General features: G+C 65.2%; 19 protein-coding genes and 1 riboswitch. Of the genes, 14 read left to right on the plus strand and 5 right to left on the minus strand.

What is annotated here, in order from left to right; genetic code table 11:
- The first annotated feature begins 61 nt into the window (after nucleotides 1-61).
- The 6 genes from ACIQXM_RS13610 (at nucleotide 62) to ACIQXM_RS13635 (ending at nucleotide 8,217) form a co-directional block, all read left to right on the plus strand.
- Nucleotides 62-1,528, plus strand: a complete 1,467-nt coding sequence (locus ACIQXM_RS13610) for a DUF222 domain-containing protein (RefSeq protein WP_400932364.1) — start codon at nucleotides 62-64, stop codon at nucleotides 1,526-1,528.
- A 56-nt stretch (nucleotides 1,529-1,584) separates the two neighbouring features.
- Nucleotides 1,585-4,263: an ATP-dependent helicase HrpB gene (gene hrpB, locus ACIQXM_RS13615; protein WP_400932366.1), complete on the plus strand. Its 2,679-nt coding sequence runs from the start codon at nucleotides 1,585-1,587 to the stop codon at nucleotides 4,261-4,263.
- Between the two features lie 132 nt (nucleotides 4,264-4,395).
- Nucleotides 4,396-5,463: an FUSC family protein gene (locus tag ACIQXM_RS13620; protein WP_400932368.1), complete on the plus strand. Its 1,068-nt coding sequence runs from the start codon at nucleotides 4,396-4,398 to the stop codon at nucleotides 5,461-5,463.
- Nucleotides 5,464-5,502: 39 nt separating this feature from the next.
- A complete protein-coding gene (locus ACIQXM_RS13625; RefSeq protein ID WP_400932369.1) occupies nucleotides 5,503-6,171 on the plus strand; it encodes a response regulator transcription factor in 669 nt (222 codons plus the stop codon).
- Nucleotides 6,168-7,514 (plus strand): sensor histidine kinase, encoded by a 1,347-nt coding sequence (locus ACIQXM_RS13630; protein WP_400932371.1) that lies wholly within the window; start codon nucleotides 6,168-6,170, stop codon nucleotides 7,512-7,514. Before ACIQXM_RS13625 ends, ACIQXM_RS13630 begins: the two co-directional genes overlap by 4 nt.
- Nucleotides 7,515-7,584: 70 nt before the next feature.
- Nucleotides 7,585-8,217: a hypothetical protein gene (locus ACIQXM_RS13635; protein ID WP_400932373.1), complete on the plus strand. Its 633-nt coding sequence runs from the start codon at nucleotides 7,585-7,587 to the stop codon at nucleotides 8,215-8,217.
- Between the two features lie 160 nt (nucleotides 8,218-8,377).
- Here ACIQXM_RS13635 and ACIQXM_RS13640 read toward each other — a convergent pair whose 3' ends face one another.
- The 3 genes from ACIQXM_RS13640 to ACIQXM_RS13650 all read right to left on the minus strand — a co-directional run bounded on the left by ACIQXM_RS13640 (nucleotide 8,378) and on the right by ACIQXM_RS13650 (nucleotide 11,622).
- Entirely contained in the window at nucleotides 8,378-9,310 is a 933-nt protein-coding gene (locus ACIQXM_RS13640; RefSeq protein ID WP_400932374.1) for a LysM peptidoglycan-binding domain-containing protein, read from the minus strand.
- A gap of 8 nt (nucleotides 9,311-9,318) precedes the next feature.
- A riboswitch (cyclic di-AMP (ydaO/yuaA leader) is annotated at nucleotides 9,319-9,471 on the minus strand.
- Between the two features lie 238 nt (nucleotides 9,472-9,709).
- Nucleotides 9,710-10,354, minus strand: a complete 645-nt coding sequence (locus tag ACIQXM_RS13645) for a response regulator (RefSeq protein ID WP_400932376.1) — start codon at nucleotides 10,352-10,354, stop codon at nucleotides 9,710-9,712.
- Nucleotides 10,342-11,622 carry a histidine kinase gene (locus ACIQXM_RS13650; protein WP_400932378.1) on the minus strand — a complete coding sequence of 427 codons (1,281 nt, stop codon included), beginning with the start codon at nucleotides 11,620-11,622 and terminating at the stop codon, nucleotides 10,342-10,344. Before ACIQXM_RS13650 ends, ACIQXM_RS13645 begins: the two co-directional genes overlap by 13 nt.
- A 163-nt stretch (nucleotides 11,623-11,785) precedes the next feature.
- Here ACIQXM_RS13650 and ACIQXM_RS13655 point away from each other — a divergent pair, with 163 nt between their 5' ends.
- The 7 genes from ACIQXM_RS13655 to ACIQXM_RS13685 all read left to right on the plus strand — a co-directional run bounded on the left by ACIQXM_RS13655 (nucleotide 11,786) and on the right by ACIQXM_RS13685 (nucleotide 20,961).
- A complete protein-coding gene (locus ACIQXM_RS13655) occupies nucleotides 11,786-12,541 on the plus strand; it encodes an ABC transporter ATP-binding protein (protein ID WP_400932380.1) in 756 nt (251 codons plus the stop codon).
- Between the two features lie 2 nt (nucleotides 12,542-12,543).
- Nucleotides 12,544-15,039 (plus strand): ABC transporter permease, encoded by a 2,496-nt coding sequence (locus tag ACIQXM_RS13660; protein WP_400932382.1) that lies wholly within the window; start codon nucleotides 12,544-12,546, stop codon nucleotides 15,037-15,039.
- A 125-nt stretch (nucleotides 15,040-15,164) separates the two neighbouring features.
- Nucleotides 15,165-16,676 (plus strand): MDR family MFS transporter, encoded by a 1,512-nt coding sequence (locus tag ACIQXM_RS13665; RefSeq protein WP_400932384.1) that lies wholly within the window; start codon nucleotides 15,165-15,167, stop codon nucleotides 16,674-16,676.
- Nucleotides 16,677-16,936: 260 nt separating this feature from the next.
- Complete coding sequence (locus ACIQXM_RS13670) at nucleotides 16,937-17,269, plus strand: Lsr2 family protein (protein ID WP_400932386.1); 333 nt, start codon at nucleotides 16,937-16,939, stop codon at nucleotides 17,267-17,269.
- Between the two features lie 284 nt (nucleotides 17,270-17,553).
- Nucleotides 17,554-18,792: a cobalamin-independent methionine synthase II family protein gene (locus tag ACIQXM_RS13675; protein WP_400932388.1), complete on the plus strand. Its 1,239-nt coding sequence runs from the start codon at nucleotides 17,554-17,556 to the stop codon at nucleotides 18,790-18,792.
- Nucleotides 18,793-18,963: 171 nt separating this feature from the next.
- A complete protein-coding gene (locus tag ACIQXM_RS13680; RefSeq protein WP_400932390.1) occupies nucleotides 18,964-20,232 on the plus strand; it encodes an acyl-CoA dehydrogenase family protein in 1,269 nt (422 codons plus the stop codon).
- A gap of 282 nt (nucleotides 20,233-20,514) precedes the next feature.
- On the plus strand, nucleotides 20,515-20,961 hold the full coding sequence (locus tag ACIQXM_RS13685) for a hypothetical protein (protein ID WP_400932391.1): 447 nt from the start codon (nucleotides 20,515-20,517) through the stop codon (nucleotides 20,959-20,961).
- 14 nt (nucleotides 20,962-20,975) lie between these two features.
- Here ACIQXM_RS13685 and ACIQXM_RS13690 read toward each other — a convergent pair whose 3' ends face one another.
- Together ACIQXM_RS13690 and ACIQXM_RS13695 are read right to left on the minus strand one after the other, a co-directional pair.
- The gene (locus tag ACIQXM_RS13690) at nucleotides 20,976-21,989 is read right to left on the minus strand and encodes an alpha/beta fold hydrolase (protein WP_400932393.1); all 1,014 of its coding nucleotides are present in this window, start codon (nucleotides 21,987-21,989) and stop codon (nucleotides 20,976-20,978) included.
- A gap of 101 nt (nucleotides 21,990-22,090) precedes the next feature.
- Nucleotides 22,091-22,720 (minus strand): TetR/AcrR family transcriptional regulator, encoded by a 630-nt coding sequence (locus ACIQXM_RS13695; protein WP_400932395.1) that lies wholly within the window; start codon nucleotides 22,718-22,720, stop codon nucleotides 22,091-22,093.
- 355 nt (nucleotides 22,721-23,075) lie between these two features.
- On the opposite strand from ACIQXM_RS13695, the gene ACIQXM_RS13700 reads away from it, so the two are divergent.
- Nucleotides 23,076-24,395, plus strand: coding sequence for an extracellular solute-binding protein (locus ACIQXM_RS13700; protein WP_400932397.1), 1,320 nt, complete (start codon nucleotides 23,076-23,078; stop codon nucleotides 24,393-24,395).
- Nucleotides 24,396-24,425 lie beyond the last annotated feature (30 nt).

Genomic DNA, 24,425 nt, shown 5'->3' on the forward strand with positions numbered 1-24,425 from the left:
GCGGCCGTCGAACCGCGAGGGGCCAGCGGGTGCCGAGCGGCCGTCGACGGCTGACGGGAGATTGGCAGCATTGGAAGCGAAAGAGCGGGCGCGACTGATCGATGAGATCCGCTTACTGGAAGAGTTGAAGTCCGCCGCTGCGGCGGCTCAGGCCCGTGCAGCCGCAGCCTTTGATGCCTCAACGCGCCGGGCACAGGCTCGGGCCGGGCTGGCGGCGGAACATCTGGGCCGCGGGGTGGGAGCGCAGATTGGGTTGGCTCGCCGCGAGTCTCCGCACCGGGGCATCCGGCTGCTGGGATTGGCCCGGATCCTCACAGAGGAGATGCCTTGCACGCTTCGGGCTCTGAGCGCCGGTGTGATTAACGAGTGGCGGGCCACGCTGCTGGTGCGGGAGACCGCAAGCTTGTCTTTGGAGGACCGGCAGCATGTGGATGAGGCGGTGGCAGGGAACCTTGCTGAGCTGGAGACCCTGGGAGACCGGCAGCTGATTGCCCGGATCAAGTCGTTGTCCTATGGATTGGACCCGCAGGCGGTGGTCAAACGTGCGGCGAAGGCGGTTTCAGAGCGGTATGTCTCATGCCGGCCGGCGCCGGACACCATGACATATCTGACCGGGTTGCTGCCGGTGTCCCAGGGAGTGGGGGTCTTCTCCTCGTTGTCGCGGGAGGCAGACCGGTTGCGGGCGGAGGGAGATCCGCGGACCCGGGGCCAGATCATGGCCGACACCTTGGTGGAGCGGGTCACCGGCCAGGCGCGCGCTGAAGATGTGCGGGTGGAGGTGCAGCTGATCATGACGGACAGGTCCCTGCTCGCTGGTGTCCTGCAGCGTCCGGCTGGGGCCGAAGGGAAGGATCCGGGCAACGGAGGCGCTGTGGTTCCGGACGTTTCGGAGCCTGCCGTACTGCCGGGATATGGAATGGTGCCGGCACAGTGGGCTAGGGACCTGCTTCGCGGGAGTCAGGCCGGAACAGAGCCGGACAAGGACGGAACGGAGCCGGGCCGGGACGGCGCAGAGCCGGGGCAGGCCGGTGCAGAGGCCAACGCACGGACCACCGGACTTGTCTCCGGCCGGACAGCAACAGCACCTTCCCGCCCTTCACCAGTGGCAGGATCGGCATCCGGTTGGGGAAGGGCGCCGGAGCGTCCGGAGCGGCTGGATCCGCGGACCGAGGTGTGGCTACGCCGGTTGTATGCGGTGCCGGAGACCGGCCAGTTGGTGGCAATGGATTCCCGGGCGCGGCTGGTACCCAGGGGTTTGGCGCGCTTCATCGCGGCCCGCGACCACCTTTGCCGTATGCCGTGGTGCGGAGCTCCCATCCGGCATTACGACCATATTGTTCCAGTACGAAAGGGCGGGGCGACCTCGGCGGAAAACATTCAGGGGTTGTGCGAGGCCTGCAACCAGGCCAAGGAAGCACCGGACTGGAGTGCGCGGACCGGCACCAGTGGCCGACATACGGTGGTCATCACCACACCCACAGGCCATGCCTATAGATCCACTGCGCCGAGTCCGCCGGGCTTGGAATGAACACCGTGGGCAAGCACGAGGTTGGGCACGAGGCAATACACGGGAGAATAGGGGATGTGAGCACACCGCAGATATCCGGCATCCCCAGTTTCCTCCCGCAGGTGCCGTTCAACCTTCAGCGCATCGGGACGGGATTGGTGTTCGCCGAGGCGCTCGCCGATCTGTTCGCCGCCCTTGATCCCCAGAACGGGAAGAGCGCCGCGGTGGTCCAGGCTCCGCCGGGAACCGGAAAGACGACCCTGGTTCCGCCGCTGCTTGCCAACCTGTTGGCTCTGCAGGAAAGTTCAATCGGACGGCCGCCGCGGATTGTCGTGACGCAGCCGCGCCGGGTGGCGGCACGTTCGGCAGCCCGCCGGCTCGCCGCGCTGGACGGCAGCCCGGTGGGTGCCCGCATCGGCTACACGGTGCGCGGCGAGAGCCACGCCGGTCCCGAAACCATCATCGAGTTCGTTACCCCCGGCATCCTGCTGCGCAGGCTTCTGGCCGATCCGGGGCTGGAAGGCACCACCGCCGTCGTCCTGGACGAAGTGCACGAGCGCGGGTTGGAAACGGATTTGCTGGTGGGCATGCTCACTGAAGTCCGGCAGCTGCGCGAGGACCTGACGCTGATTGCCATGTCCGCCACACTTGACGCGCCTCGCTTTGCCTCGCTGATCGGGAACGACGGCGACGGACCGGTCCCCGTTGTCGGCTGTCCGTCTGCCCTTTATCCGCTGGAAATCCGTTGGCAGCCGGCTCCTTCCCTGCGTCTGGATGAGCGCGGGGTGACGCGGACCTTCCTTGACCACGTTGCCGACACGGCAGCTGCCGCCCACGCCGAACTCCTGACCGCAAACCCGCAGGCTGACGCCCTGGTTTTCGTTCCCGGGGCCTGGGAAGTCTCGTCTGTCGCCTCCCGTATCCGCAGCCGTGCCGGAGCCGGAACTGAAGTCCTGGAACTGCACGGACAGATCGATCCGCGGGACCAGGACCGCGCGGTATCCGGCCGAGCAGGAGGAGACCGGCCCCGGATCATCGTCTCCACCAGTCTGGCGGAGTCCTCACTGACCGTACCGGGAGTTCGCCTGGTCATCGATTCCGGGCTGGCCCGCGAACCGCGCCGGGATGCAGCGCGCGGAATGTCCGGCTTAGTGACAGTCTCCTGTTCCCGGGCTTCAGCGGAACAGCGGGCCGGTCGTGCCGCCCGGCAGGGGCCGGGACGCGTGGTCCGCTGCTATGACGAGCGGACTTTCGGCGCAGCTCCGGCACATCAAACGCCGGAGATTTCCGTGGCGGACCTGACCTCTGCAGCTCTCGTTCTGGCCTGCTGGGGCTCGCCTGGAGGTGAAGGCCTGGCACTGCCGGATGCTCCGCCTCGCACGGCCATGGAGGATGCCCGGACTGTCCTGAAGAACCTCGGCGCCGTGGATGCTTCCGGAGCCGTCACCCCTGTGGGAAAGACCCTTGCCCGGATCCCCGCCGATCCCCGCCTGGCCCGGGCCCTGCTGGACGGTTCCAAGGTGGTCGGAGCCCGAACTGCAGCGGAGGCCGTTGCACTGGTCGCCGGGGATCACCGTGCACCCGGCGCTGACCTTACCCGGCTCCTGACTGCCCTGCGGTCCGGACGGGACCCGGGGGAGCGCCGCTGGTCCGAGGACGTGCGGCGCATGCAGGGCATTGTCCGGCGTGAAGGGTCAAGAGGCGAAGAAGCATCCAGCCACAATCCACCGCGCTCTTCGGAGCCAGCTGACGTTCCGGATTCGGAGGCCATGGGATTCGTCGTCGGACTGGCGTTCCCGGACCGCATTGCCCGCCGGGTGCCCGGGGAAGGACCGGAGCGCTACCTGCTCTCGTCCGGAACGCGCGCCGGGCTGCCCGCCGGCAGCCCGCTGACCGGCCACGAATGGCTCGCCGTCGCCGAAGTCACCCGCGCCCAGGGACGCGATGCCGCCGGCACCGGAGCGGTGATTCGCTCGGCTGCGCCGCTGAGCGAGGAGACTGCCGCCGCTGCGGCGCAGCACCTGCTCACCGACACGGTTGAAGCACGGTTTGTGTCCGGCCGGGTCACTGCCAGGCGTGAACGCCGCCTCGGGTCCATCGTGCTTTCCTCCACCCCGGTCCGGCCAACGGCTGCCGAAGGCAGGACGGCGGTGGCTCGGGCTCTGAAGCAGGAAGGGCTGGGCATCATAGGTTTCTCGGCCGCCGCGGATGCGCTGCGGCGACGGATGGCCTTGATTCGCCGTGAGCTCGGGGAACCGTGGCCGGATGTCTCCGAGCCGGCACTGCTGGCGCGCCTGGATGACTGGCTGGCTCCCGAACTGTCGGCCCTTGCCGCAGGCGCCTCGGTGAACGGCATTGACCTCACTGAACCGCTGCGCCGCCTGCTGCCGTGGCCCGAGGCTTCCCGGTTAGCCGAGCTCGCACCGGAACGCCTCGCAGTCCCGAGCGGCTCCCATGTCCGGATCAGCTACCCGGACCCCGACGACGACGGCGGCCGGCCGGTTGTAGCGGTCAAGCTCCAGGAGTGCTTCGGCTGGGCGGAAACCCCGCGCGTGGTCCAGGGCAGGGTGCCGGTGCTGTTTCATTTGCTCTCCCCGGCACGCCAGCCGCTGGCTGTGACCGATGACCTGGCATCCTTCTGGGCCGGACCGTATTTGCAGGTGCGCGCCCAGATGCGCGGCAGGTATCCCAAACATCCGTGGCCTGAGGACCCCTGGTCGGCCAAGGCGACTGCCAAAACCAAGGCCCGGATGTAGCGGGGCAGCGGGGGCAGCGGCGCCCGCTGCGACAGGCATCACGCGGGGTGTTCCGCCGCCGGGACGGAGTGCACTCGTAGGCTGGAAGAGCGGCGACCTGTCTCTTCAGCCGCAGTGAAAGGCCCGTTTTCCGTGATCCATTCCCTTCGTACTTTCCTGTCGGTTCCCGCGGGCCGGGGCCACCGGATTCCGGCAGTCCGCGTTGCTGCGGGGCTGCTGATTCCGCTCGTGGTGCTGATCCTCCTCGGCCGCACCGACCTGACCATGTGCGCCATCTTCGGGTCCCTGACGGGTGTCTTTGGCCGCAGCGAACCGCATTGGCGCCGGCTTCGGCACCAAACCCAGTCCGGTGCCCTGATGACCCTGACCGTGGTTGCCGGAGTGACCATGTCCCTGGCCGGACGGAGCGGGTGGGAAGTGGTGGCGGCCGCCACTCTTATCGCCGGAATCATTTCCGTTGCCGCCGACTATCTGCGCGTCCGCCCGGCCGGACCGTTCACCTACATCTTTGCTTTCACTGCGACCGCCGCCGCACCTTTTTCCGGTTCTCCCGGCGAAGCTTCACTGGCGGCAGGCGGGAGCGCGCTGACGGCCATCCTGCTCGGGATCGCCGGCCGGGCACATGCCCGCAGGCATACCCCTGTACTGCCCCTGACACCGCGGGCGGCGCCGGACTGGAAAGAGATCTTCAAGCACTCAGGCCGGTACGTCGCGGCTGTCGCCGCAGCCGGTTCCCTCGCTGCACTGGTGGGGACCGGGCACAGCTACTGGGCCATGCTGGCAGCCTGCGCCCCGATCGCCGCCGCTGATGCGGCGCGGGCTCCACTGCGGGCCGTGCATTTCATTGTGGGAACCTATGCCGGTGTGCTGCTTTCCGCCCTGCTCCTGCAGCCGGACTGGACCCCGGTGCAGCTGGCCGTCCTGCTGACGCTGCTCCAGTTTGCCGGGGAGGTCTACGTCATCCGGCATTACGCCCTGGCCATGGTCTTCCTAACCCCGGTAGCGCTGCTGATGACCGGTTTCGTGTCCAGCCAGCAGGTCTGGGACCTCACTGTGGACCGGGCGGTGGAAACCACCATCGGAGCGGCGGTCGCCGTCGTCGTTGTCCTGCTCACCACCCGCCGCACGGCGAAGGCATTGCCCTCCACAGGCGTCGGGCAACAGGCAATTGGCCCCGGCCAGCCCCCAATCCGGCACTGACACCGGACCCTCCGCGTGTGCGGCCAATAGACTTTCGGCATGACGGACCGACCCCGGATCCTCGTCGTGGAAGATGACCGCCGGCTGGCCAGGATGCTGGCGGACCTCCTGAAATCGGAGGGGTATCTGGTGACGCTGGCCTTTGACGGGCAGCGCGCACTGCACGAGGGCCTGACCCAACCCTTCGACGTCCTGCTGCTGGACCGCGGCCTGCCCGCCATCGAGGGACTGGACGTGCTCACGCGTCTGCGCAGCCGCGGCGTGCTGACGCCGGCGCTCATTCTCTCCGCCCTGGGCAACGCGGCGGACCGGGTGGAAGGACTGGACCGCGGTGCCGAAGACTATATGGCCAAACCATTCGACATTGACGAACTCCTGGCACGGCTGCGGGCGCTGAGGAGACGGAACATTTCCCGGGTTCCGGTACTGCCCGTGCCCGGCGGCACCCTGGACACCACCGGCCGCACGGTCACCACTGACGCCGGGGACGTGGTGCTGCTCTCCGATCGGGAAGGCGCGCTGCTGGAGCATTTGGCCCGCCGGCCCGGGCAGGTGTTTCCGCGGGCAGACCTGCTGGAATCGGTCTTTCCGGACGCCGACGACGACGGCGTGGTGGACACGTATGTGCACTACCTCCGGCGGAAATTGGGTAAGGAAGCAGTGCTGACGGTGCGCGGCATCGGCTACCGGCTCGGCGCCCGCACATGAGGCCCGCCCGGACAGCGGCGAAGCGTGCCGCCGCGCCCCCGAAACAGCGCAGCCCGGAGGAGACTGAACTGCGGCAAGCCACTGTTCGCCTGGCGGTCCAGTTCACGGCGCTGACAGTGGTGCTGCTGGGTCTGGCCGCCGTCCTGGTCTACGGGCTGGTTTCCACTCAAACCCGTGAGGCCACCGAGCAGACTTTGGTGTCAGCTGCCCAGTTCGATTCTCCCCGGGAGGCGCCGCTGGATGTCTTCCTGGCTGTGTACGACGACGGCAGGCTGGCGGTTTCCCGCAACATGCCGTCGGGCCTGCCGGACCAGGAAGCGCTGGCTGAGGTTGCCGGTACGGACAGACCCCGGCGGGACACCGTGTCCGCCGGAGATCGGACGTACGAAGTCCTCACTGTGCGGCGCGGCGGTGATGTGGTGCAGGCCGCAGTCGATACGCATGAGGCCACCGAACAGCTCCGCCGCCTGGCCCTGGCGTTGGTGGTGTCGGTGCTGGCTGCCGGGGTGGTGGCGGGCGTTCTTTCCGCCGCAGCGGCACGGGCTGCCATGCGGCCCATGGCTGAAGCACTGGCTCTGCAGCGACGGTTCGTGGCCGATGCCAGCCATGAACTGCGGACACCGCTGACCCTCCTGAGCACCCGCGCCCAGTTGCTCCGGCGGCGGTTGTCGAAGTCCTCTTCCCCGCCAGGGGCCCCTGCCGGAGAGGAGGCTGACGATGAGCCGGATGTCAGTGTGAACGAGGGAGCACTCGAAGCGGCCGATGACATCGTGGAGGACACCAAAGTTCTCACCGGAATCCTCGAGGACCTGCTGATGTCCGCGGATCCCAGGCATTCCGGACCGCCGGAACCGGTCAATTTGGTGCCTCTGGCACGGTCCGCAGTGAGCTCGCTGGAGCCCGAAGCTCTCCGGCGCGGGTTGGCCCTGGAACTGGACGCTCCGGCTCCGGAAGTAACCGTGTTGGGCGGGCAGTTTGCGCTGCAGCGGATCTTCACGGCGCTCGGAGCCAATGCCCTGGACTATGCCCGGTCGCTCGTGCGGTTTTCCGTGGAGAGCAGCGGACACGAAGCCGTGATTCGTGTCGCCGATGACGGGGCAGGATTTCCGCCCGGCTTCGACCGACAGGCCTTTGAACGTTTTGCCTCCCTCCGGAACCGGGAAACGGGTGGCGCAGGAGAAAATCACTCGGCCCCGAGACACTACGGACTGGGACTTGCCCTCGTAGCGGAAATCGCTGCCCGTTATGGCGGCAGGGTCCGGGCCCTGCCTGCCGGGGAAGAGCACGTCGGCGGCGTGCTGGAAGTCCGCCTTCCCCTGGCCGGAGGCCGGAGCAGGGTCTAAGAATCTTCGAAGAATCGGTTCCGAAAATAAAAGTGTCAGCACATCCACTCTTCGAAAGGTGCATAACACGATGGCGTTTCGGGACAAGGCCAGGGGCCCGCTCGGATGGATCCTGGGCGTTGTTGGCGGTCTGGTCCTGTTGGTCGGCTCCTTTTTTGCCGGTATGGCCACGGCCGACACAACTGCGGATTCGGAACAGGCCTCAGTAACTGAACAGCAGCAGGAGCAGGATCAGGACCAGGAGCAGGACCAGGATCAGGAGCAGCAGGACCAGGAGCAGGACCAGGAGCAGGACCAGGATCAGGACCAGGATCAGGAGTCCGATGCCGGAACTCGGCATGACCGCGACAGCGACGGCGACCAGACAGACAAGTCAGACAAGTCAGACAAGGACACGTCGGATAAAGACACATCAGACAAGGGAACCGAAGCGGATCCGGACACTCAGGATGAGAACTCAGACGGGGAATCTGCACCGGATCAGGGCGGGAACAACGTCGAAGGGCCTGTCCGCGACAGCATGACTGAAGAAGGCCCCGGACACGGTCACGGCGGCCGGCACCACCAGGACACTCCGGACGTCCCGGACGTCCCGGATGTCCCGGACGTCCCGGATGTCCCGGACGTCCCGGACTTCCAGGAACAGCAGGAACAGCAGGAACAGCAGGAACAGCAGGATGGCCGGAACGATCCGGACGCCTGAGTCCGGGCGGATCCGACACTGAGGACATGCCTGCGCGTCCACCTGGAAACTTAACGGCAAAAGGGAACGCCCGGCCAGCTGGCCGGGCGTTCCCTTTTTATGAATCCATCAGATTGCAGGTCCGTTCGCTTCCCGCGCTCCGATGGGAGCTAGTGCGTTATTACGCTACGCGGTAGTACACGGCGCCGGAGCCGACGTTGGCGCTCTCCAGAACAGTCTGGTTGCCGCCCCATCCGCTGTGGATGGCCTGGCCGTTGCCTGCGTAGATGGCGATGTGGGCAACGCCCATGCCGCCGTCGGCGTAGTAGGCGATGTCGCCGGGCTGGGGGTCGGAAACCGGGGTTCCGTAAGCAGCAAGCTGCGCGGGAGCCAGGTCGCCAACCGAGTGGCCGGCTGCCCGGAGCGCAACCTCAACCAGAATGGTGCAGTCCTGGACGGCACCCATCTGGGCGTATGCGGAGCTGAGCATGATGGCGTTGGTACCGGATGCAGCGGGAGCAGCAGCCGGCGTCACGGAGGAAGCCTGCGTGCTGAAGGTGCTGAAGTCGGCCACAGCAGCGGTCTCTTCCACCGGAGCGGCGTAGGAGACCGCAGCGGGAGCGTCATAGGACACGGCTGCAGGGGCAGCGTAGGAGACTGCAGCCGGTGCGGCGTAAGCAGTTTCAACAGCAGCACCGCCGGCGTAGGTGATGACATCGCCGGGGTAGATGATGGAATCCAGCGAAAGGCCGTTCAGCGCCAGGATGTCGTCAAGGGTGACGGCGTAGGTGGCTGCGATGGCGCTCAGGGTGTCGCCGGACTGGACAACGTGGGTGGACGCTGCGGCGGGGGCCGGAGCCTCAACCGGAGCAACTGCCGGAGCCACAGGAGCAGCCGGAGCGGCTACAGCAGCAGGGGCGGTGTAGGACTCGGTCGAGTCGTTGGCGATGACGCCTGCCGAAGCGGGGCCGGCCATGCTGAGCACCAGGCCGGAGCCTGCTGCCAGGACAGCGGCTGCGGTGCCGATGGTGCGGGCCTTGCCGGTGGTGGCGTTTGCCAGTGCAGTCCACAGTCCGGTGTTGTCGGCGCTGTGGGTTCCACGAGTATTGTTCAACAAAATGAGTTACCTCTCCCGATACCTGCGAGGTGAGCTGTCGGATGCGGATGGGAGTCATCCGGTCCGCCGAAGAAACCTCGGCTGACTTAACCCCAAGGATTCATAAGGAACCCGTAAGTGGTTCCCCCGCCTCTGCCGAAGTGTGAAATCTGTGGACCTTGACCAGCGGCAGAGCTAGGTAACAAGTCAAGGGAGCCGCTTCAGATAACGGCATGAGTACTACCGTACAAGAGGGTTACGGGATGGTAACTATTTAGTAACGAAGCTCGCACAGAGGCGTGAGTGGGACCTCGGGACCCGCCTGTGGGTGCCGGCACAGAGGCCTCCGGATAGGCGTCACCGCGGGGAATTACTGCCGTCCGGACTCGCGGGTACAGCTGGGCCCGGGGGGTTCGCCTAGGTCCGCAGGTACGCCAAAGTGGCGAGTACACGGCGGTGGCCGCTGTCCGACGGCGAGAGGCCCAGTTTCGCGAAGATGTTGCCGATGTGCTTGCTGACTGCTGTCTCGGATACGGAGATGGCCCGGGCAATGGCAGTGTTGCCCAGGCCCTCGGCCACCAGCCCCAGCACTTCGAATTCGCGGGGAGTCAGTGACCGGATGGGGTCCAGAGTGCTGCGCCGGCTGAACAGCTGGGCGACGACCTCCGGATCCATGACCGTTCCGCCGGCCAGGACCCGGCGCAGGCCCTCGACAAAATCGCCCACTTTGCCTACGCGTTCCTTTAAGAGGTAGCCCACACCCTGGGCGCCGGAGGCCAGCAGCCGGCTGGCGTACCGGTCCTCAACGTAAGCGGAGAGGACAAGGACGGGAAAGTCCGGCACCCGCGATCGAAGTTCCAGGGCAGCGCGCAGCCCCTCGTTGGTGAAGGTCGGCGGCATCCGCACATCCAGGACGGCGCCGTCGGCACTGCCGGGTTCAAAGCCAGCCAGCAGGTCCTCAGCATTGTCCGCGGAGCCAACCACCTCAAACCCCTCGCCCTGCAGCAGCAGCTCGAGCCCGGCGCGCAGCAGGGCATCATCTTCAGCGATCAGAAGGCGCATGGAAGCTCCACTCTTAGTTCGGTTGGCCCGCCGGACGGACTGGTCACATACAACTTGCCGCCAAAGGCTGCGGCGCGGCGGGCAATTCCGGCCAGACCGGTGCCGGACCCGGCCGCCGGATCGCTGGCCCCGGCAACAGCGGCGCCGCCGCGCCCGTCGTCGTTCACCCGGACCACCAGCACATCCTCGCGCGGGGTGGATTCCGTACGCAGGAGTACTTCAATGTGCGAGGCATCGGAATGTTTCGCTGCGTTGGTCAGGGCTTCGGCCAGGACAAAGTAGGCGGCGGATTCCACCGCTGCGGGAGCACGCTGCAGTCCCTGCACGTCCAGCGAGCAGCTGATGGGGGACCTGCTTGTCAGCGCCGATGCCGCTCCGCCCAGGCCCAGCTCATCCAGGACCGGCGGATAAATGTCATGCACCGCTTCCCGCAAACCGGCCAGGGCTTCGGTGGCGGCGTCCTGGGCACGGCCGATGAAGGGCATCGCGGCAGCCGGATCGCTCTCCGCCGCCCGCTGTGCCAGTCCGAGCATCATCACCACCCCCACCAGCCGGTTCTGCGCGCCGTCATGCAGCTCCCGTTCGATGCGGCGCAGCTCTGCTGCATGGGCCGTCAGAGCGCTGGCGCGGGCAGCGGAAAGATCCTGGATCCGGAGGGAGAGCTCGTCATACCGGCGGGGCGAGAGGATTGCCAGCGTGCCGCCGCTGAGCCGGCGGGCCATCCACGGGGGCAGCAGCCAGGCCGCCAGGCCGTAGATGAGCCCCAGCAGGACGGTGAATCCCGCTGCCGACCAGCTGGTCACGGGAACTGCAAAATCAAGCGGTGCGGACTGCGGAAACAGCGTCCACCACGGAGCCGTACCTATATACAGCACCGCAGCCAGCGGCAGGGCCACCGCAAGACAGCCGGCCAGCAGCGCAAAAGCACAGTGGAACAGCAGCCAGGAAATGTCCCGCTTGGTCTCCGGGGCACTCACCAGGGCCGCCAGTTCGCCAAAATTCTTCCTGCCGGCGAGGACACGGCGGTCAAAGGGCACGACGGCGCCGGCATAACCCGCAGCGCGGCCCTGGGCCCGGGCGGCAAGCAGGTTGAGCGTTCCCAGCAGACGGGGAACCGCGTACAGGCCAACGCCCAGCGGCAGGAACGGAAGCAGCACAACGCCGCCCAGGAGGATCCCCAGCGACGCCGGCCAGTTCATGGCCTCGCGCAGGAGGAAGCCAGCATCCCGAAGACGGGACTCCAGGCCGGCGCGGGAAAGAAAGCTCACCTGCCCGATTATGCCCTGCCCCCGTTCCACCGGGGGTATAGCCAGCTATACCCCGGATTGGGGTGCTGGCTGTATCGGAGTGCGGGGGCCTTCTCCGTAGCGTCAATGGCAGGAGAAAAAGCGGCGGCAGCACACCGCCCGCCAGAGAAAGAGGACGAAGGCCATGTACACCGAAACCACTGAATTTTCCGGACCGGCTGCACTGCAGCTGGAGGCCGTGGCCAAGAGCTACCGCACCGGAACCGCACGCGTGACCGCCCTGCATGAGGTGTCACTTGCCGTTCCGGCCGGCACCTTCACCGCCATCATGGGCCCCTCCGGATCCGGCAAGAGCACCCTGCTGCAGATGGCCGCGGGACTGGACACTCCGGACAGCGGGAGGGTGCTGCTGGGTTCCACCGACATTTCCCGGCTGCGCCGCAAGGCCCTGACAGTGTTCCGCCGGGACCATGTGGGGTTCGTCTTCCAGTCCTACAACCTGCTGCCCCAGCTGTCCGTGTCGCGCAACGTCACGCTGCCGCTGCTGCTGGGAGGCCGCAGCGTGGACCATGACTGGCTGGGTTATGTCCTGGAGGCCGTGGGACTCAGCGGGCTGAATGACCGGATGCCGCAGGAACTCTCCGGCGGGCAGCAGCAGCGGGCCGCGATCGCCCGGGCACTGATAACCCGTCCGGATGCCGTTTTTGCCGATGAGCCCACCGGGGCCCTCGACTCGGTAACCGCCCGGCAGGTGCTCGACCTGCTGCGGCACACCGTGGCGGATCTGGGCCAGACCGTGGTGATGGTGACCCATGACCCCGTGGCAGCCTGCTCCGCGGACACCGTCATTTTCCTCGCAGACGGGCGCCTGGACGGCAGTCTGGCCAACGCCAGCGTCCGGGATGTCACCGAACGCGTGGCTTACCTGGGGGAGCGGTAGACATGCTCGCACTTGCCAAGTCTTCCATCCGGCACAACCGCGGCGGGTTCGCCGGCGTCTTTGTGGCCGTGTTCCTGTGTGCGGCGCTGATCACCGCCATGGGAGTCCTGATCGAATCCGGACTGCGCGGAGGAACCGCACCGCAGCGCCTTGCCGGTGCCGACGTCGTGATCGGCGCCCCGCAGTCCATGCCCGTTCCGGAGGACGTCGCGGTGCCCTTCGCCGAACGGGTCCTGCTTCCGGAGGACACGGTGTCCATCATTGCCGCCGTCCCGGGGGTGGACCGGGCCATCGGCAACGTCAGCATTGCGCTGGTCAGTGCCGACGGCCGCAGTGTGGACGCCGCCGCCTGGGAATCGGCGGAACTGGCTCCGTACGTGCTGGTGTCCGGCAGCGCCCCGCGGGGAACGCACGAGGTTGTGCTGGACAGGTCCTTTGGAGCCGAGCCGGGGGCGCGGATCGTGCTGTCCCACGGGGGAGAGCCTGCGGAGTACACGGTCTCCGGGGTAGCCGAATCCAGCGGCACTGTGCCCGCAAAAGATGCTGCCGGCACGGCCGCGTCCGCCGCTTTCCTCAGCTCTGCCGGCGCAGCTGCCCTGTGGCCGCACGGTGACAGCGTGGCTACTGTGGGCGTCATCGCCCAGGAGGGAATGAAACCCGAGAAACTGGCGGCGGCCATCGAAACACAGGTGGGCGGCGTCGTCGGCTACACCGGAGACCGCCGCGGAGACGTGGAAACCGTAGGCGGAGCGGGCAGGTCAACACTGCTGCTGCTGAGCACCTCGCTGGCGGGAACCGCCGTCATGACGGCGCTCTTCGTGACCGCCGGAACCCTGTCCCTGTCCATCCTGGCCCGCCGCCGGGAGTTCGCTCTCCTGCGCGCCGTGGGCGCCGGGGCCGGGCAAACCCTGGGCATGGTTGTCCGAGAGGTGCTGCTGGTGTCAGGGGTTGCCGCGGTCCTGGGGACACTGCCCGGGTTCTGGCTGGCCCACTTCCTGGCCGGGCAGTTCGCAGCCGGCGGCGTCATCCCGGAAGATTTCGCCCTTGCCTACAGTCCGCTCCCTGCCCTCGCCGCCGTGGTGCTGGCCTGCGCCGCCGCGGCGGGTGCTGCACTGGTGGCAGCGCGCGGAGCCGTGCGGGCCACACCGACGACGGCGCTTCGGGAAGCTGCCACTGAAACCCGCGCCCTGGGAAGAAAGCGGACCGTCACCGGCCTGGTCCTGCTGGGTACCGGACTGCTGGCGGCGCTCACGCCGCTGGCTGTCCCCGGACTGGGAGGACTGGCTGCCGCAGCAGGAAGTGTCCTGCTGCTGATCATCGCTGCCGGTGTTCTGGGCCCGTGGATCGTCGCCGGGATACTCAAAGCGGTGCAGCCGCTGCTGCGCAACAGCCCCTCCGCGTCCCTGGTGTTGGCCGAAGCGAATGCCTCGGCATTTCCCCGGCGGCTGGCCGCCGGCATTGTTCCGCTTGCGCTGGCAGTCGCCCTGGGATCAGTGCAGCTGTTCATGCCCGCCACCGTGGAAAGCGAGGCCGTCCGGCAGTCCCGCGACGGCATGGTGGCCCAGTACCTGGTATCCGCTCCGGGCTCCGGGATCTCCCCGGCCCTTGCCGGGGAGGTTGCTGCCGTGCCGGGAGTACGGTCGGCAACACCCGTGGCCCGGTCCGCGGCCCTCGTCCCGACCACGGTCATGGGAGTGGAGGAAACCGTGGAGAGCTACCTGATCTCCGGACTGGGAACCCATGATCCGGAGTCCGCCCTGGACCTGGGTGTTCAGGAGGGATCGCTGAACCGGCTGGCCGAGCCGGGAACGGTGGCCCTCAGTGAAGACCTCGCCAGGTCTACCGGCAGCACCGTGGGTGCAGACTTCGCCTTCTCCTACGGCGACGGAACCGAGGCAACCGCCGTCGTCGTCGCGACCTACTCCCGGGGACTGGGATTCGGGGATCTGGCAGTGGACAACGGCACGCTGCGCGAACACACCACGTCGGGGCTGAGCGATTACGTGCTGGTGACCGCGGAGGACAATGCGGACGCTGCACAGCTGACGGCGGACATTGCCGCGCTGGGCCTGGCAGCGTCGGACAGCGGGCAGCTGGGTGCCGCCGGCGCATCGGAGCGCAAAGCGGAGTCCTGGATATCCGTAGTGGGACTGCTGGTCCTCCTGGGATACGTGGGGCTGTCCGTGGTCAACAGCCTGGTCATGGCCACGGCTCGGCGGCGTCCGGAGCTGATGCTGCTGCAGGCCCTCGGTGCCTCCAACAGCCAGCTGCGGCGAATGACGGGGATGGAATCGCTGCTGCTGGTGCTCTCCGCCGTCATACTGGGAAGCGTGCTCGCCCTGCCGCCATTGATGGGCATTGCGTTCAACGTATCCGGCCAGCCTTTTCCCACCATTGTTCCGGGGATATTCCTTGCACTTGCCGGAACGACGGCGGTGCTTGGGCTGGGTTCCATTGCTGCGGCCACTGGGGCTGCCCTGCGGCCGGTCCGGGAATAAACCGGTTGCGGGGCAGGTTGCGTCCGATGGCGGGTCCCCGATGGGGGCCCGCTTAGGCTTGCATGCAGGGCCCGGCCCGCATTGAACGTTTGAACGCACACCACCGTGAACAGGATTCTCCCCTTTTGAGCGCTAACCCGTCATCTGTCGCCACTTCCGCCCCGCCGTCTACCGGCAGGCCCAAGCGCCGTACATCAACCCCCGCACCGGATGCGCTGGACCCGCGCACCAAGACCGTGATCGGGCTCCTGCTCGTCTCATCCTTTGTGGTGATCCTGAACGAGACGATCATGAGCGTGGCCCTGCCGCGCCTCATGGCGGACCTCAACATCACCGCCGGCACCGCCCAGTGGCTGACCACGGGCTTCATGCTCACCATGGCCGTGGTGATTCCCTCCACCGGGTTCCTGCTCCAGCGCTTCTCCATGAGAGGCCTGTTCCTGACCGCCATGTCACTGTTCAGCGCGGGAACGCTGCTGGCCGCCCTGGCTCCGGGGTTCGGCGCACTGCTCGGCGGCCGCATCATCCAGGCGGGCGGAACCGCCATTATGCTGCCGCTGCTGATGACCACCGTCCTGAACGCCGTCCCCGCCCACCGGCGCGGACAGATGATGGGGACCATTTCCATTGTCATTGCAGTGGCCCCTGCCATCGGCCCCACTGTCTCAGGCATCATCCTCAACGCGCTGGACTGGCGCTGGATGTTCTGGCTCGTCCTGCCCATCGCCCTGCTCTCCCTGGCCGTGGGCGCCTGGAAGGTGCAGAACCTAACCGAGCCCCGCAAGGTTCCCTTCGATGTGCTCTCGATCGTGCTCTCCACCTTCGCCTTCGGCGGGCTGATCTTTGGCCTCAGCAGCATCGGAGAAGCCGCCCAGGGCAAGGCTCTGATGCCGCTGTGGATTCCGCTGACCGCCGGAGTGCTGGCCATGGCCGGGTTCGTCTTCCGCCAGCTGGTGCTTCAGCGGAAGGACCAGGCCCTCATGGACCTGCGGACTTTTGCCAGCAAGCCCTTTGTGGTTGCCATCGTCATGGTCCTGGTGTCCATGATGGCCTTGTTCGGCTGCCTGATTGTCCTGCCGCTCTACCTGCAGAACGTCCTGGAACTCAGCACCTTGGACACCGGTCTGCTGCTCCTGCCCGGCGGCGCGGTCATGGCCATCCTGTCGCCGGTGGTGGGCCGGCTCTTCGATAAAGTCGGTCCCCGGCCGCTGGTCATTCCCGGTGCACTGCTGCTCAGCGCAGCACTGTGGGGCATGACGACACTGGACGAGACCAGCCCCGTCCCCATGGTGATCGTGCTGCACTGCCTGCTGAATGCCGGCCTGGGATTCATTTTCACGCCGCTCTTCACCTCGGCTTTGGGCTCCCTGCACAAGTCGCTTTACTCGCACGGCAGCGCCATTATCAATACGCTCCAGCAGCTGGCCGGTGCGGCGGGCACCGCGGTATTCATCACCCTGATGACGGCCGGCACCACTGCAGCAATCAACGACGGCGCGGCCGGTATTCCGGCCGCTGCTGCCGGTGTGCATACGGCATTCTTCTGGGGTGCAGTCATCTCCCTGGTGGCGCTGGCGGCGTCGTTCTTTGTGCGCCGGCCCGCCAATGAACTGCCCGACGGCCTGGCGGTCCACTAAGCCCGGACCATAACTGCCCTGAGCAGCCTTCCCGGTTTGTGACCACGTGCTTTAGACGCGTTCCAGTTCGGGAAAATACTGCCGCATTTTCCTTTGTGCCGCCGGTCCGGTTCTTCCCGCGACCGGCGGCACGGGGCCCTTTGGGGATTAGTTATCCACCGTTAAAGCTGAATTAGCCGTGCAGCCTATTCTGTGTGAGCCCGACGACTAAGCTGAATGACAGGGGTGGTTCAGGATTATCAGAAGAGGGACAAGATCACGTGGCCCAGAAACGGCAAATCCTATTGATTGATGACCTTACCGGGGAAGATGCACAGGAAACTGTGCGGGTAGCCCTGGACGGTGCACAATATGAAGTTGACCTGACGTCGGAGCATGCGGCTGAACTTCGGGAGAAACTGAGTCCCTATATTTCCGCCGGGCGCCGCCTGCGCGGCGGTTCAACCGGACGCAGTGCGCGCCGTGACGCCGCCCCCCGCAGCGATGACAGCCGGAAGATTCGTGAGTGGGCGATCGCCAACGGCTACAAGCCGAGTGCCCGCGGACGAATCAGCCAGGAAATCCGCGAAGCGTACAGCGCAGCGCAGCACTGACCAGCGCCTTATCCTGCGCAATACTCCGCCATATTTCTCGGGACGCCTGTCATATAACGCGCCATTGGGATTTTCGGTCCCGTTCCGCCATGCTGGCTGCTAAGCCCTTCCGCTCGGCACCCGGGGAAACCCGGGGAGGGGACGCATCCCGCGTTGCCGGTGGGCAGGAACAGGCCCACACCATCCAGAGCAGCTGAGAGACCTGCCTCCGCGACGCTGCAGCTTCCCCCGGGACATTCCTCCCGGAAAGGTGCTAATGGCAGGAACGATGGAAGGAATATGCCATGACGCACGACCACATTCCCACGAGCCATGCCGGTTCCCTGCCCCGGACACCGGAGCTAATTGCAGCGAATGCTGCGCGGACCTACGCCGATGACGGTTTCACCCTGGAACGTACGCCGGAGTTTGAAGCATTGTTGACCAATGCCGTTGTTGACCTTGTCCAGCGCCAGAAGAGCCTGGGGATTACGATCCCAGGAGACGGAGAATACGGCAAGGCGATGTCCAATGCCGTGGACTACGGTGCCTGGTGGACATACAGCTTCCAGCGCACGTCCGGGTTGGAACTCACCGAATTCAATCCCATCACGGCAGGTCCCCTCCGCAGCGAACCCGGAAATATTCGGCTCACGTCGTTTGCCGACCGGCGGGACTGGACCCGGTTTTCCGGTGCCTACTCCGATCCGGAAAGCGGAATTCAGCTCGGACGGAACGCCACCGCGTTTCCCGCAGCAACCGGACCCATCAGCTACAGCGGACATGATGCATTGGCCGCTGATATCGCCAACCTCAAGACCGGCCTGAAAGCTGCGGATCTTTCCACCGGTTTTATCACCGCCCTGTCACCGGGCTCGGCCAGCCGGATCGGCAATCAGTACTACAAGAGCGAGGAAGAGTTTATCTACGCGTGGGCGGATGTCCTGCGCGAGGAATACAAAGCCATTGTTGATGCCGGATTGACCGTTCAGATTGACGACCCCTCCATTGCGGAGAACTGGGACCAGATCAACCCTGAGCCCAGTGTCGAGGATTACCGGCGCTTCACGCAGATCCGCGTTGACGCACTCAATTATGCGCTGCGCGGGCTTCCGGAGGAGCAAATCCGGTTCCATGTGTGCTGGGGATCCTGGCACGGACCGCACACCACTGACATTGAGTTCAGGCACATCGTGGATGTGGTGCTGGGCATCAACGCAGGTTCCTACTCCTTTGAGGCAGCCAATGCCCGTCACGAACATGAATGGGCCATTTGGCGCGAGACGGCGCTGCCGGACGGGAAGATCCTGGTTCCCGGGGTGGTGTCCCATGCAACCAACGTGGTGGAGCATCCGGAGCTGGTGGCTCAGCGGATAGAGCGCTTTGCCGGTCTTGTTGGCCGTGAAAACGTTATTGCGGGGACGGACTGCGGCCTGGGCGGACGCATTCATCCCGACATTGCGGTAGCCAAGCTGGAGTCCTTGGGCCGCGGCGCACAAATCGCAACTGACCGGCTTTTTGCCGGTGCATCGTCCATCCGGTAGCTGAATCATCAGATGCGGGAGCCTGCCTCAGTGCTGGCTCCCGCATCTGATGGCGGTGGAAGGCAACCCGCCCCTCACGCCCCGTGCCTCGGCTATTGACGGCTCTCCGCATCGCACCCATACTCGGTTACTAAACGATCAGTTACCACTCACCGATGCGCTGGAGCCGATATGACGACCGCCGAAACAACCGAGCAGTTTGAGACCTTCGAGCAGCCGGAGACCACCACCGGTTTCAGCTTTGACCCAACGAACGTGCAGGACGTCGACAGTGACCTGTACCTGCTGGACAATCTCCTGGACGACCAGGCCAGGGACGTCCAGCGCCGGGTGCGCGAGTTCGTGGACAATGATCTGCTGCCGGTCATCAATGATTACTGGGAGCGCGCAGAGGTTCCCTATGAGCTGATTCCCAAGCTCGCCGCCCTGAACATCGCCGGCGGAACCATCAAGGGCTACGGCTGCCCCGGCCTGACCCGGCTGGCAGCCTCCACGGCTGCGGCCGAACTGGCCCGCGGAGACGGTTCCATCAACACGTTCTTCGGGGTCCACTCCGGTTTGGCGATGGGCAGCATCGACATGCTCGGCAGCGACGAACAGAAGCAGCGCTGGCTGCCGTCCATGGCCCGGTTTGAGAAAATCGGAGCGTTTGCGCTGACCGAACCGGGGCACGGATCCGACTCCGTTTCATTGGAAACGTCCGCCCGGCGGGAGGGGGACGTCTACATTCTCAACGGCAGCAAACGGTGGATCGGCAACGCAAGCTTCGCCGACGTCGTCGTCATCTATGCCCGTGATGAAGCCGACGGTGCGGTGAAAGCTTTTGTTATGGAGAAGGACGCCGACGGCAACCATCCCGCCGGCTACAATGCCACGGTTATTACCGGGAAGATGGGCAAGCGTGCGGTGCTCCAGCCCGACATTGTTATTGAGGGGCTGCGGATACCGGCGGAAAACCGGCTGGAGAACTGTAATTCCTTCAAAGACGTCAACAAGGTGCTGGCAGCCACGCGCGGGGGAGTGGCATGGGAAGCCCTCGGCCATGCCGTTGCCGCCTACGAGATCGCCGTGGCCTACGCCAAAACGCGCGTGCAGTTCGGCAAGGAAATCGGGCGTTTCCAGCTCGTGCAGAACAAACTGGCCAACATGCTGGCCCAGCTGACCGCCATCAAGCTGACCTGTTTTCGGCTGAATGAGCTAGGCGACGAGGGCAGCATGACCGGACCGATGGCTTCAATGGCCAAGATGTTCGCGGCACGCCAGGGCCGCTGGATCTGCTCGGAAGCGCGGGACATCATGGGCGGCAACGGACTGCTCCTGGAGAACCACGTAGCCCGGCATTTGACGGACATGGAGGTGGTCTTCACCTATGAGGGCACGGACAGCATGCAGTCACTGATCCTGGGGCGGCACATCACTGGGTTCTCGGCCTTTGCCTGAGTGGGGAGAACGGCGGTCATTGAGCCGCACGGCAGATTAAAGCGCAGGCGCGGTCCGCGGGATAGCCGGGGGCCGCGCTTCCCCTTTGTCCATTTCGTATCCATTTCCATCCACTCATATCCAGTTTTCCGGATATGGTCCGACCTTCAAACATCCAACTCACCACAAGCAATCAATAAACCTCCACCGCAAAGAATTCCCTAGACGAAGGGGTCTCTGAGTAAGCTGACCGCAGGGCCACGCAAGGGCGCTGCCTATCGTTTTAAGGTACCCGGGGGAGCGATGGCTGATTGGAATGAAGTGCTTGCAGCGGTGGGCACAGCGCTTGGCGGGGACAAGGCGGAAGGCATCCGCGTGCTCAGTGCCAGCTGGGGCAGCACCGGCGAAGGGGACCATGCACAGCGATGCGTACTGGCGCATTACCTTGCCGATGTCCAGGACGAACTTGACGCCGAGATCGCCTGGGATGAGACGGCCCTGCATGAACATGGCTTCCTGGAGGACGCGGATCTTTCCCCGGTGGGTATCGCGTCCGTACGGGGCATGCTTCCTTCATTGCACCTGAATCTGGGTGACGGGTACCTCCGCCGCCGGCAGGTTGAACTGGCTGCTGAACATTGGGAGGCCGGCACATCCTGCTGCCCGGAGCTGCCTGACGACGGTTACGGCGCTATGATCCGCGCCGGCCTGCACAATCTGCGGCAGCGGATCTCAGCCGCGGGGGAGTGAATGACCTGACGGCGTCAGCCGAGCAGTTCCGTGACCGCCTGATCTATGAAGGTCACATCGGCGGGGTTCTTGCCGCCGCCGGCAAAGTGCCCCCAGATTCCGGGAATCACCCGCACCTCACTGTCGGGGATGTATCCCGACGCCCACACCTCATCTTCCGGCGGAAAGTAGAGGTCCTTTTCGGCCGGCATCTGCAGGGTCCGGGCCCGGATGGATTCAAGCGCGGCACCCGTGTCCCCGTCGAAGCCCGGTGTCTTTCCCACGTCTCCGTGCTGCCAGGTCCAGAGCATGGTGAGCAGGTTGTTGGCGTCCCGGTTGTCCAGAAAGAAGTCTTCCCAGAAGCCCACCAGGAAGTCCTCCAGTGAGGTGAACCCCAGCTTCCGCCATTCCTGGTGCCAGTAGAAGGCCTGGGAAAAGCCCCAGCCGGCATAAACGCGCGCCGCTGCCCGCAGGCCAATCTTCGGCTCGGCTTGGTACCACCCCTGCTGCCAGGCAGAATCAGCGGTGATGGCTGCCCGGACCGCTTCGAGGAAAACGATGTTGTGCGGTGCTGTTCGGGGTGAACCGCAGAAGGGAAGCAGGGCATCCATCATGTCCGGATAGCTGACGCCCCATTGGTAGGTTTGGCCGGCACCCATGGACCAGCCCAGCACCAAGCGCAGATGGTCAATTCCGAAGTGCTCCGTCACGAGACGGTGTTGACATGCGACGTTGTCGAAGAAGGTGATGTTGGGAAAACGAGGACCATTAAAAGGCTCGGGAAAATTGCTGGGGGAGGAGGACAGCCCGTTGCCCAGCATGTTTGGCACCACAATGAAATACTTGGCAGGGTCCAGCCCCATTCCTTCCCCGATGAGCCACTCATTGTCCCAGTGGCGTCCGGAGAACCACGTGGGGTAAAGGATGGCATTGCTGCGTTCGGAGTTTAGGACTCCGTACGTTTTATAAGCCAATTGCGCGTTCCGCAGCGACATGCCGGACTGCAGTGGTACGTCGCCGAGATCGTAAACATCGTAATCAGTGGTCATGGGGTCCCTCACCTGTGGCTGCGGAGTGTCCGTATAGCTGCGGAGGCAGCGGCCTCAGCCGATGTTCCACAGCATGATCCCACCCTCGTCCGGCGGCTACGTCAAGGGTGGGTTCGCCCCTCTGTGCCCTTTGCCCGGCCGGGTTCCACTGCTGTGCCGGCTTCAGCAACCCCGAGGATGCGCAGGGCCATGCGGCTGTGATGCTCGCCGAGTTCGGCAGCACTAAGCCGCCCATCGTCGCGGTACCAGCGGGAAACGTCGATGCACATCGAGAGCAGCGTCACCACAGCCATATCCGCATCCGGAACCGTGAATACCCCCTGCTCCACCCCGGCTTCAACAAGCGCGCGGAACTCTTCTTCCACCTGGTGGCGCATGCGGAGGACCTCCGCCAGATGCTCCGCGCTTAGAGCCGGAAGCTCAAAATTCACCACGCGGGAACTGGTGTGATTGGCAGCCTGCCACCGAACAAGGTTCCTTACCAAGGCGGCCATTCGCGTCGCCGGATCGCCATCAATGGAAGCGCTTTCCCGAACCAGGGAAAGAGTTTTCTCATGGCCCAGCTTTGAAATGCTGTAAAGGAGATCTTCCTTGGAATTGTGGTGCACGTACACGGCACCCGGAGTTACTCCGGCGCCGTTGGCGATATCCCGGGTTGTGGTGCCGTGAAACCCTTTGGAAGCAAAGGCGGCCGTGGCCGACGCGAGCAGCCGCTGTGCCGTATCCGTCATCGCAGATGCCCTCCCGTGGTCCCGGTCCCCTAAAGCCAGCTCAACGGAACAGGTGCATCCGCAGAGCGCACCAGGCGAACTAACTAAGCGATCAGCAACCACCCTAGCAGTGGCATCTGTTCTTGGGGCCGCCGCGGCAGACTCACCGCTTTGGTACTTTTCCCGGCCGCAACACCTTGTGGTTCCGACCCGGAGGACTAAACTTCTCCGATATTACGCATCAAGGATGCAGCGAGCCCGGAGGGCGCCGCCACGAACGGCAGCCGCTGGGAATTCCCTCCACCAGCCCTCGTCTCGGAGGTGCAGGCCGCATCCTCGCTAACGGCACCAACGGATCCAGACAAGGAAGTCATCCATGAAAATTCGTTCGTTTGCCGCGGCCGCGGCCATCAGCACGCTTGTCCTGACCACCGCCTGCAGCGGCGGAGACGGCGGGGACGGAGGTTCCTCCGACGCCGCCGGCAGCGGCGGGGAAACCCTGACCTACTGGGCCAGCAACCAGGGCACCAGCCTGGACAATGACAGGGAGGTACTGAGTCCCCAGCTGGAGAAGTTCACGGAAGAAACCGGCATACCGGTTGAACTGGAGGTGATTGGCTGGAACGACCTCCAGACCCGCATCCAAACCGCCGTCACTTCAGGCCAGGCGCCCGACGTCGTCAACATCGGCAATACATGGGCCGCGTCCCTGCAGTCCACGGGTGCCTTCATGCCCTTTGACGACCAGGCATTTGAAGCCATCGGCGGCAAGGATAAGTTTGTCCAGGCAGCCCTGGATACCGGTGGAGCACCGGGGGAGGACCCCACCTCGGTTCCGCTCTACGGTTTGGCGTACGGGCTGTATTACAACAAGGCCATGTTTGAGGAAGCGGGGCTGACTCCTCCCACCACATGGGAAGAACTCGTCACCGACGCGAAGGCCCTCACCACCGGGGACCAGTACGGCCTGGCACTGGCCGGTGGCAGCTACACCGAGAATGCACACTTTGCCTTCATTAATGCGGCGCAGAACGGTGCTGACCTCTTCGATTCCGAGGGTGAGGCAACGTTTACTTCCGACGGTGTGGTGGACGGGATCAAGCGCTACCTGGATCTCATGCAAACGGACAAGGTGGTCAACACCTCCAACGTCCAGTATGAAAACGCCATCCGGGCGGTCAACGACTTCGCCACCGGCAAAGTGGCCATGATCCTCAATCAAAACAACGCGAACAACAGCATTGCAGCCAACGGAATGACCGACGACCAGTACGGAGTGGTGGCGTTCCCGGCTCCGGCTGACTCCGAAACCGACGTTGCCAGCCACGTCGCAGGCATCAACCTCTCCGTCTTTGCCAATACGGACAACGCAGACGGAGCCATGAAGTTCGTGGAGTTCATGACCAGTGAGGACACGCAGACCGCACTGGGACGTCCGTTCGCCTCGCTGCCGGTCCTCACCGGCGCGGAACCCAATTTCACGGACAATGCCGAAGAGGCCGCAACCTTCGCGGATATCTACGCCACCAAGTCCAAGCCGCTGCCCCTGGTACCGGCGGAAGACCAGTTTGAAAGCACCGTCGGCAATGCGATGAACCAGATGTTCGCCACCATCGCCTCGGGCGGCACGGTGAGCACTGACGACATCCGCAACGCCATGCAGACCGCGCAGGAACAGGTGGCAGCGGCGGGCTAATCCAGTGTCCCGGGTCCGCGAGCGCGGACC

Origin of the sequence: Arthrobacter sp. NPDC097144 (genome assembly GCF_044762205.1) — a bacterium.
Classification (GTDB): domain Bacteria; phylum Actinomycetota; class Actinomycetes; order Actinomycetales; family Micrococcaceae; genus Arthrobacter_B.

Bases quoted from the DNA above. Each gene is read 5' to 3' on its own strand.
- ACIQXM_RS13625 (WP_400932369.1), top strand. From the start codon at position 5,503: ATGACGGACCGACCCCGGATCCTCGTCGTGGAAGATGACCGCCGGCTG.
- ACIQXM_RS13630 (WP_400932371.1), top strand. From the start codon at position 6,168: ATGAGGCCCGCCCGGACAGCGGCGAAGCGTGCCGCCGCGCCCCCGAAA.
- ACIQXM_RS13635 (WP_400932373.1), top strand. From the start codon at position 7,585: ATGGCGTTTCGGGACAAGGCCAGGGGCCCGCTCGGATGGATCCTGGGC.
- ACIQXM_RS13645 (WP_400932376.1), bottom strand. From the start codon at position 10,354: ATGCGCCTTCTGATCGCTGAAGATGATGCCCTGCTGCGCGCCGGGCTC.
- ACIQXM_RS13655 (WP_400932380.1), top strand. From the start codon at position 11,786: ATGTACACCGAAACCACTGAATTTTCCGGACCGGCTGCACTGCAGCTG.
- ACIQXM_RS13660 (WP_400932382.1), top strand. From the start codon at position 12,544: ATGCTCGCACTTGCCAAGTCTTCCATCCGGCACAACCGCGGCGGGTTC.
- ACIQXM_RS13675 (WP_400932388.1), top strand. From the start codon at position 17,554: ATGACGCACGACCACATTCCCACGAGCCATGCCGGTTCCCTGCCCCGG.
- ACIQXM_RS13680 (WP_400932390.1), top strand. From the start codon at position 18,964: ATGACGACCGCCGAAACAACCGAGCAGTTTGAGACCTTCGAGCAGCCG.
- ACIQXM_RS13685 (WP_400932391.1), top strand. From the start codon at position 20,515: ATGGCTGATTGGAATGAAGTGCTTGCAGCGGTGGGCACAGCGCTTGGC.
- ACIQXM_RS13690 (WP_400932393.1), bottom strand. From the start codon at position 21,989: ATGACCACTGATTACGATGTTTACGATCTCGGCGACGTACCACTGCAG.
- ACIQXM_RS13695 (WP_400932395.1), bottom strand. From the start codon at position 22,720: ATGACGGATACGGCACAGCGGCTGCTCGCGTCGGCCACGGCCGCCTTT.
- ACIQXM_RS13700 (WP_400932397.1), top strand. From the start codon at position 23,076: ATGAAAATTCGTTCGTTTGCCGCGGCCGCGGCCATCAGCACGCTTGTC.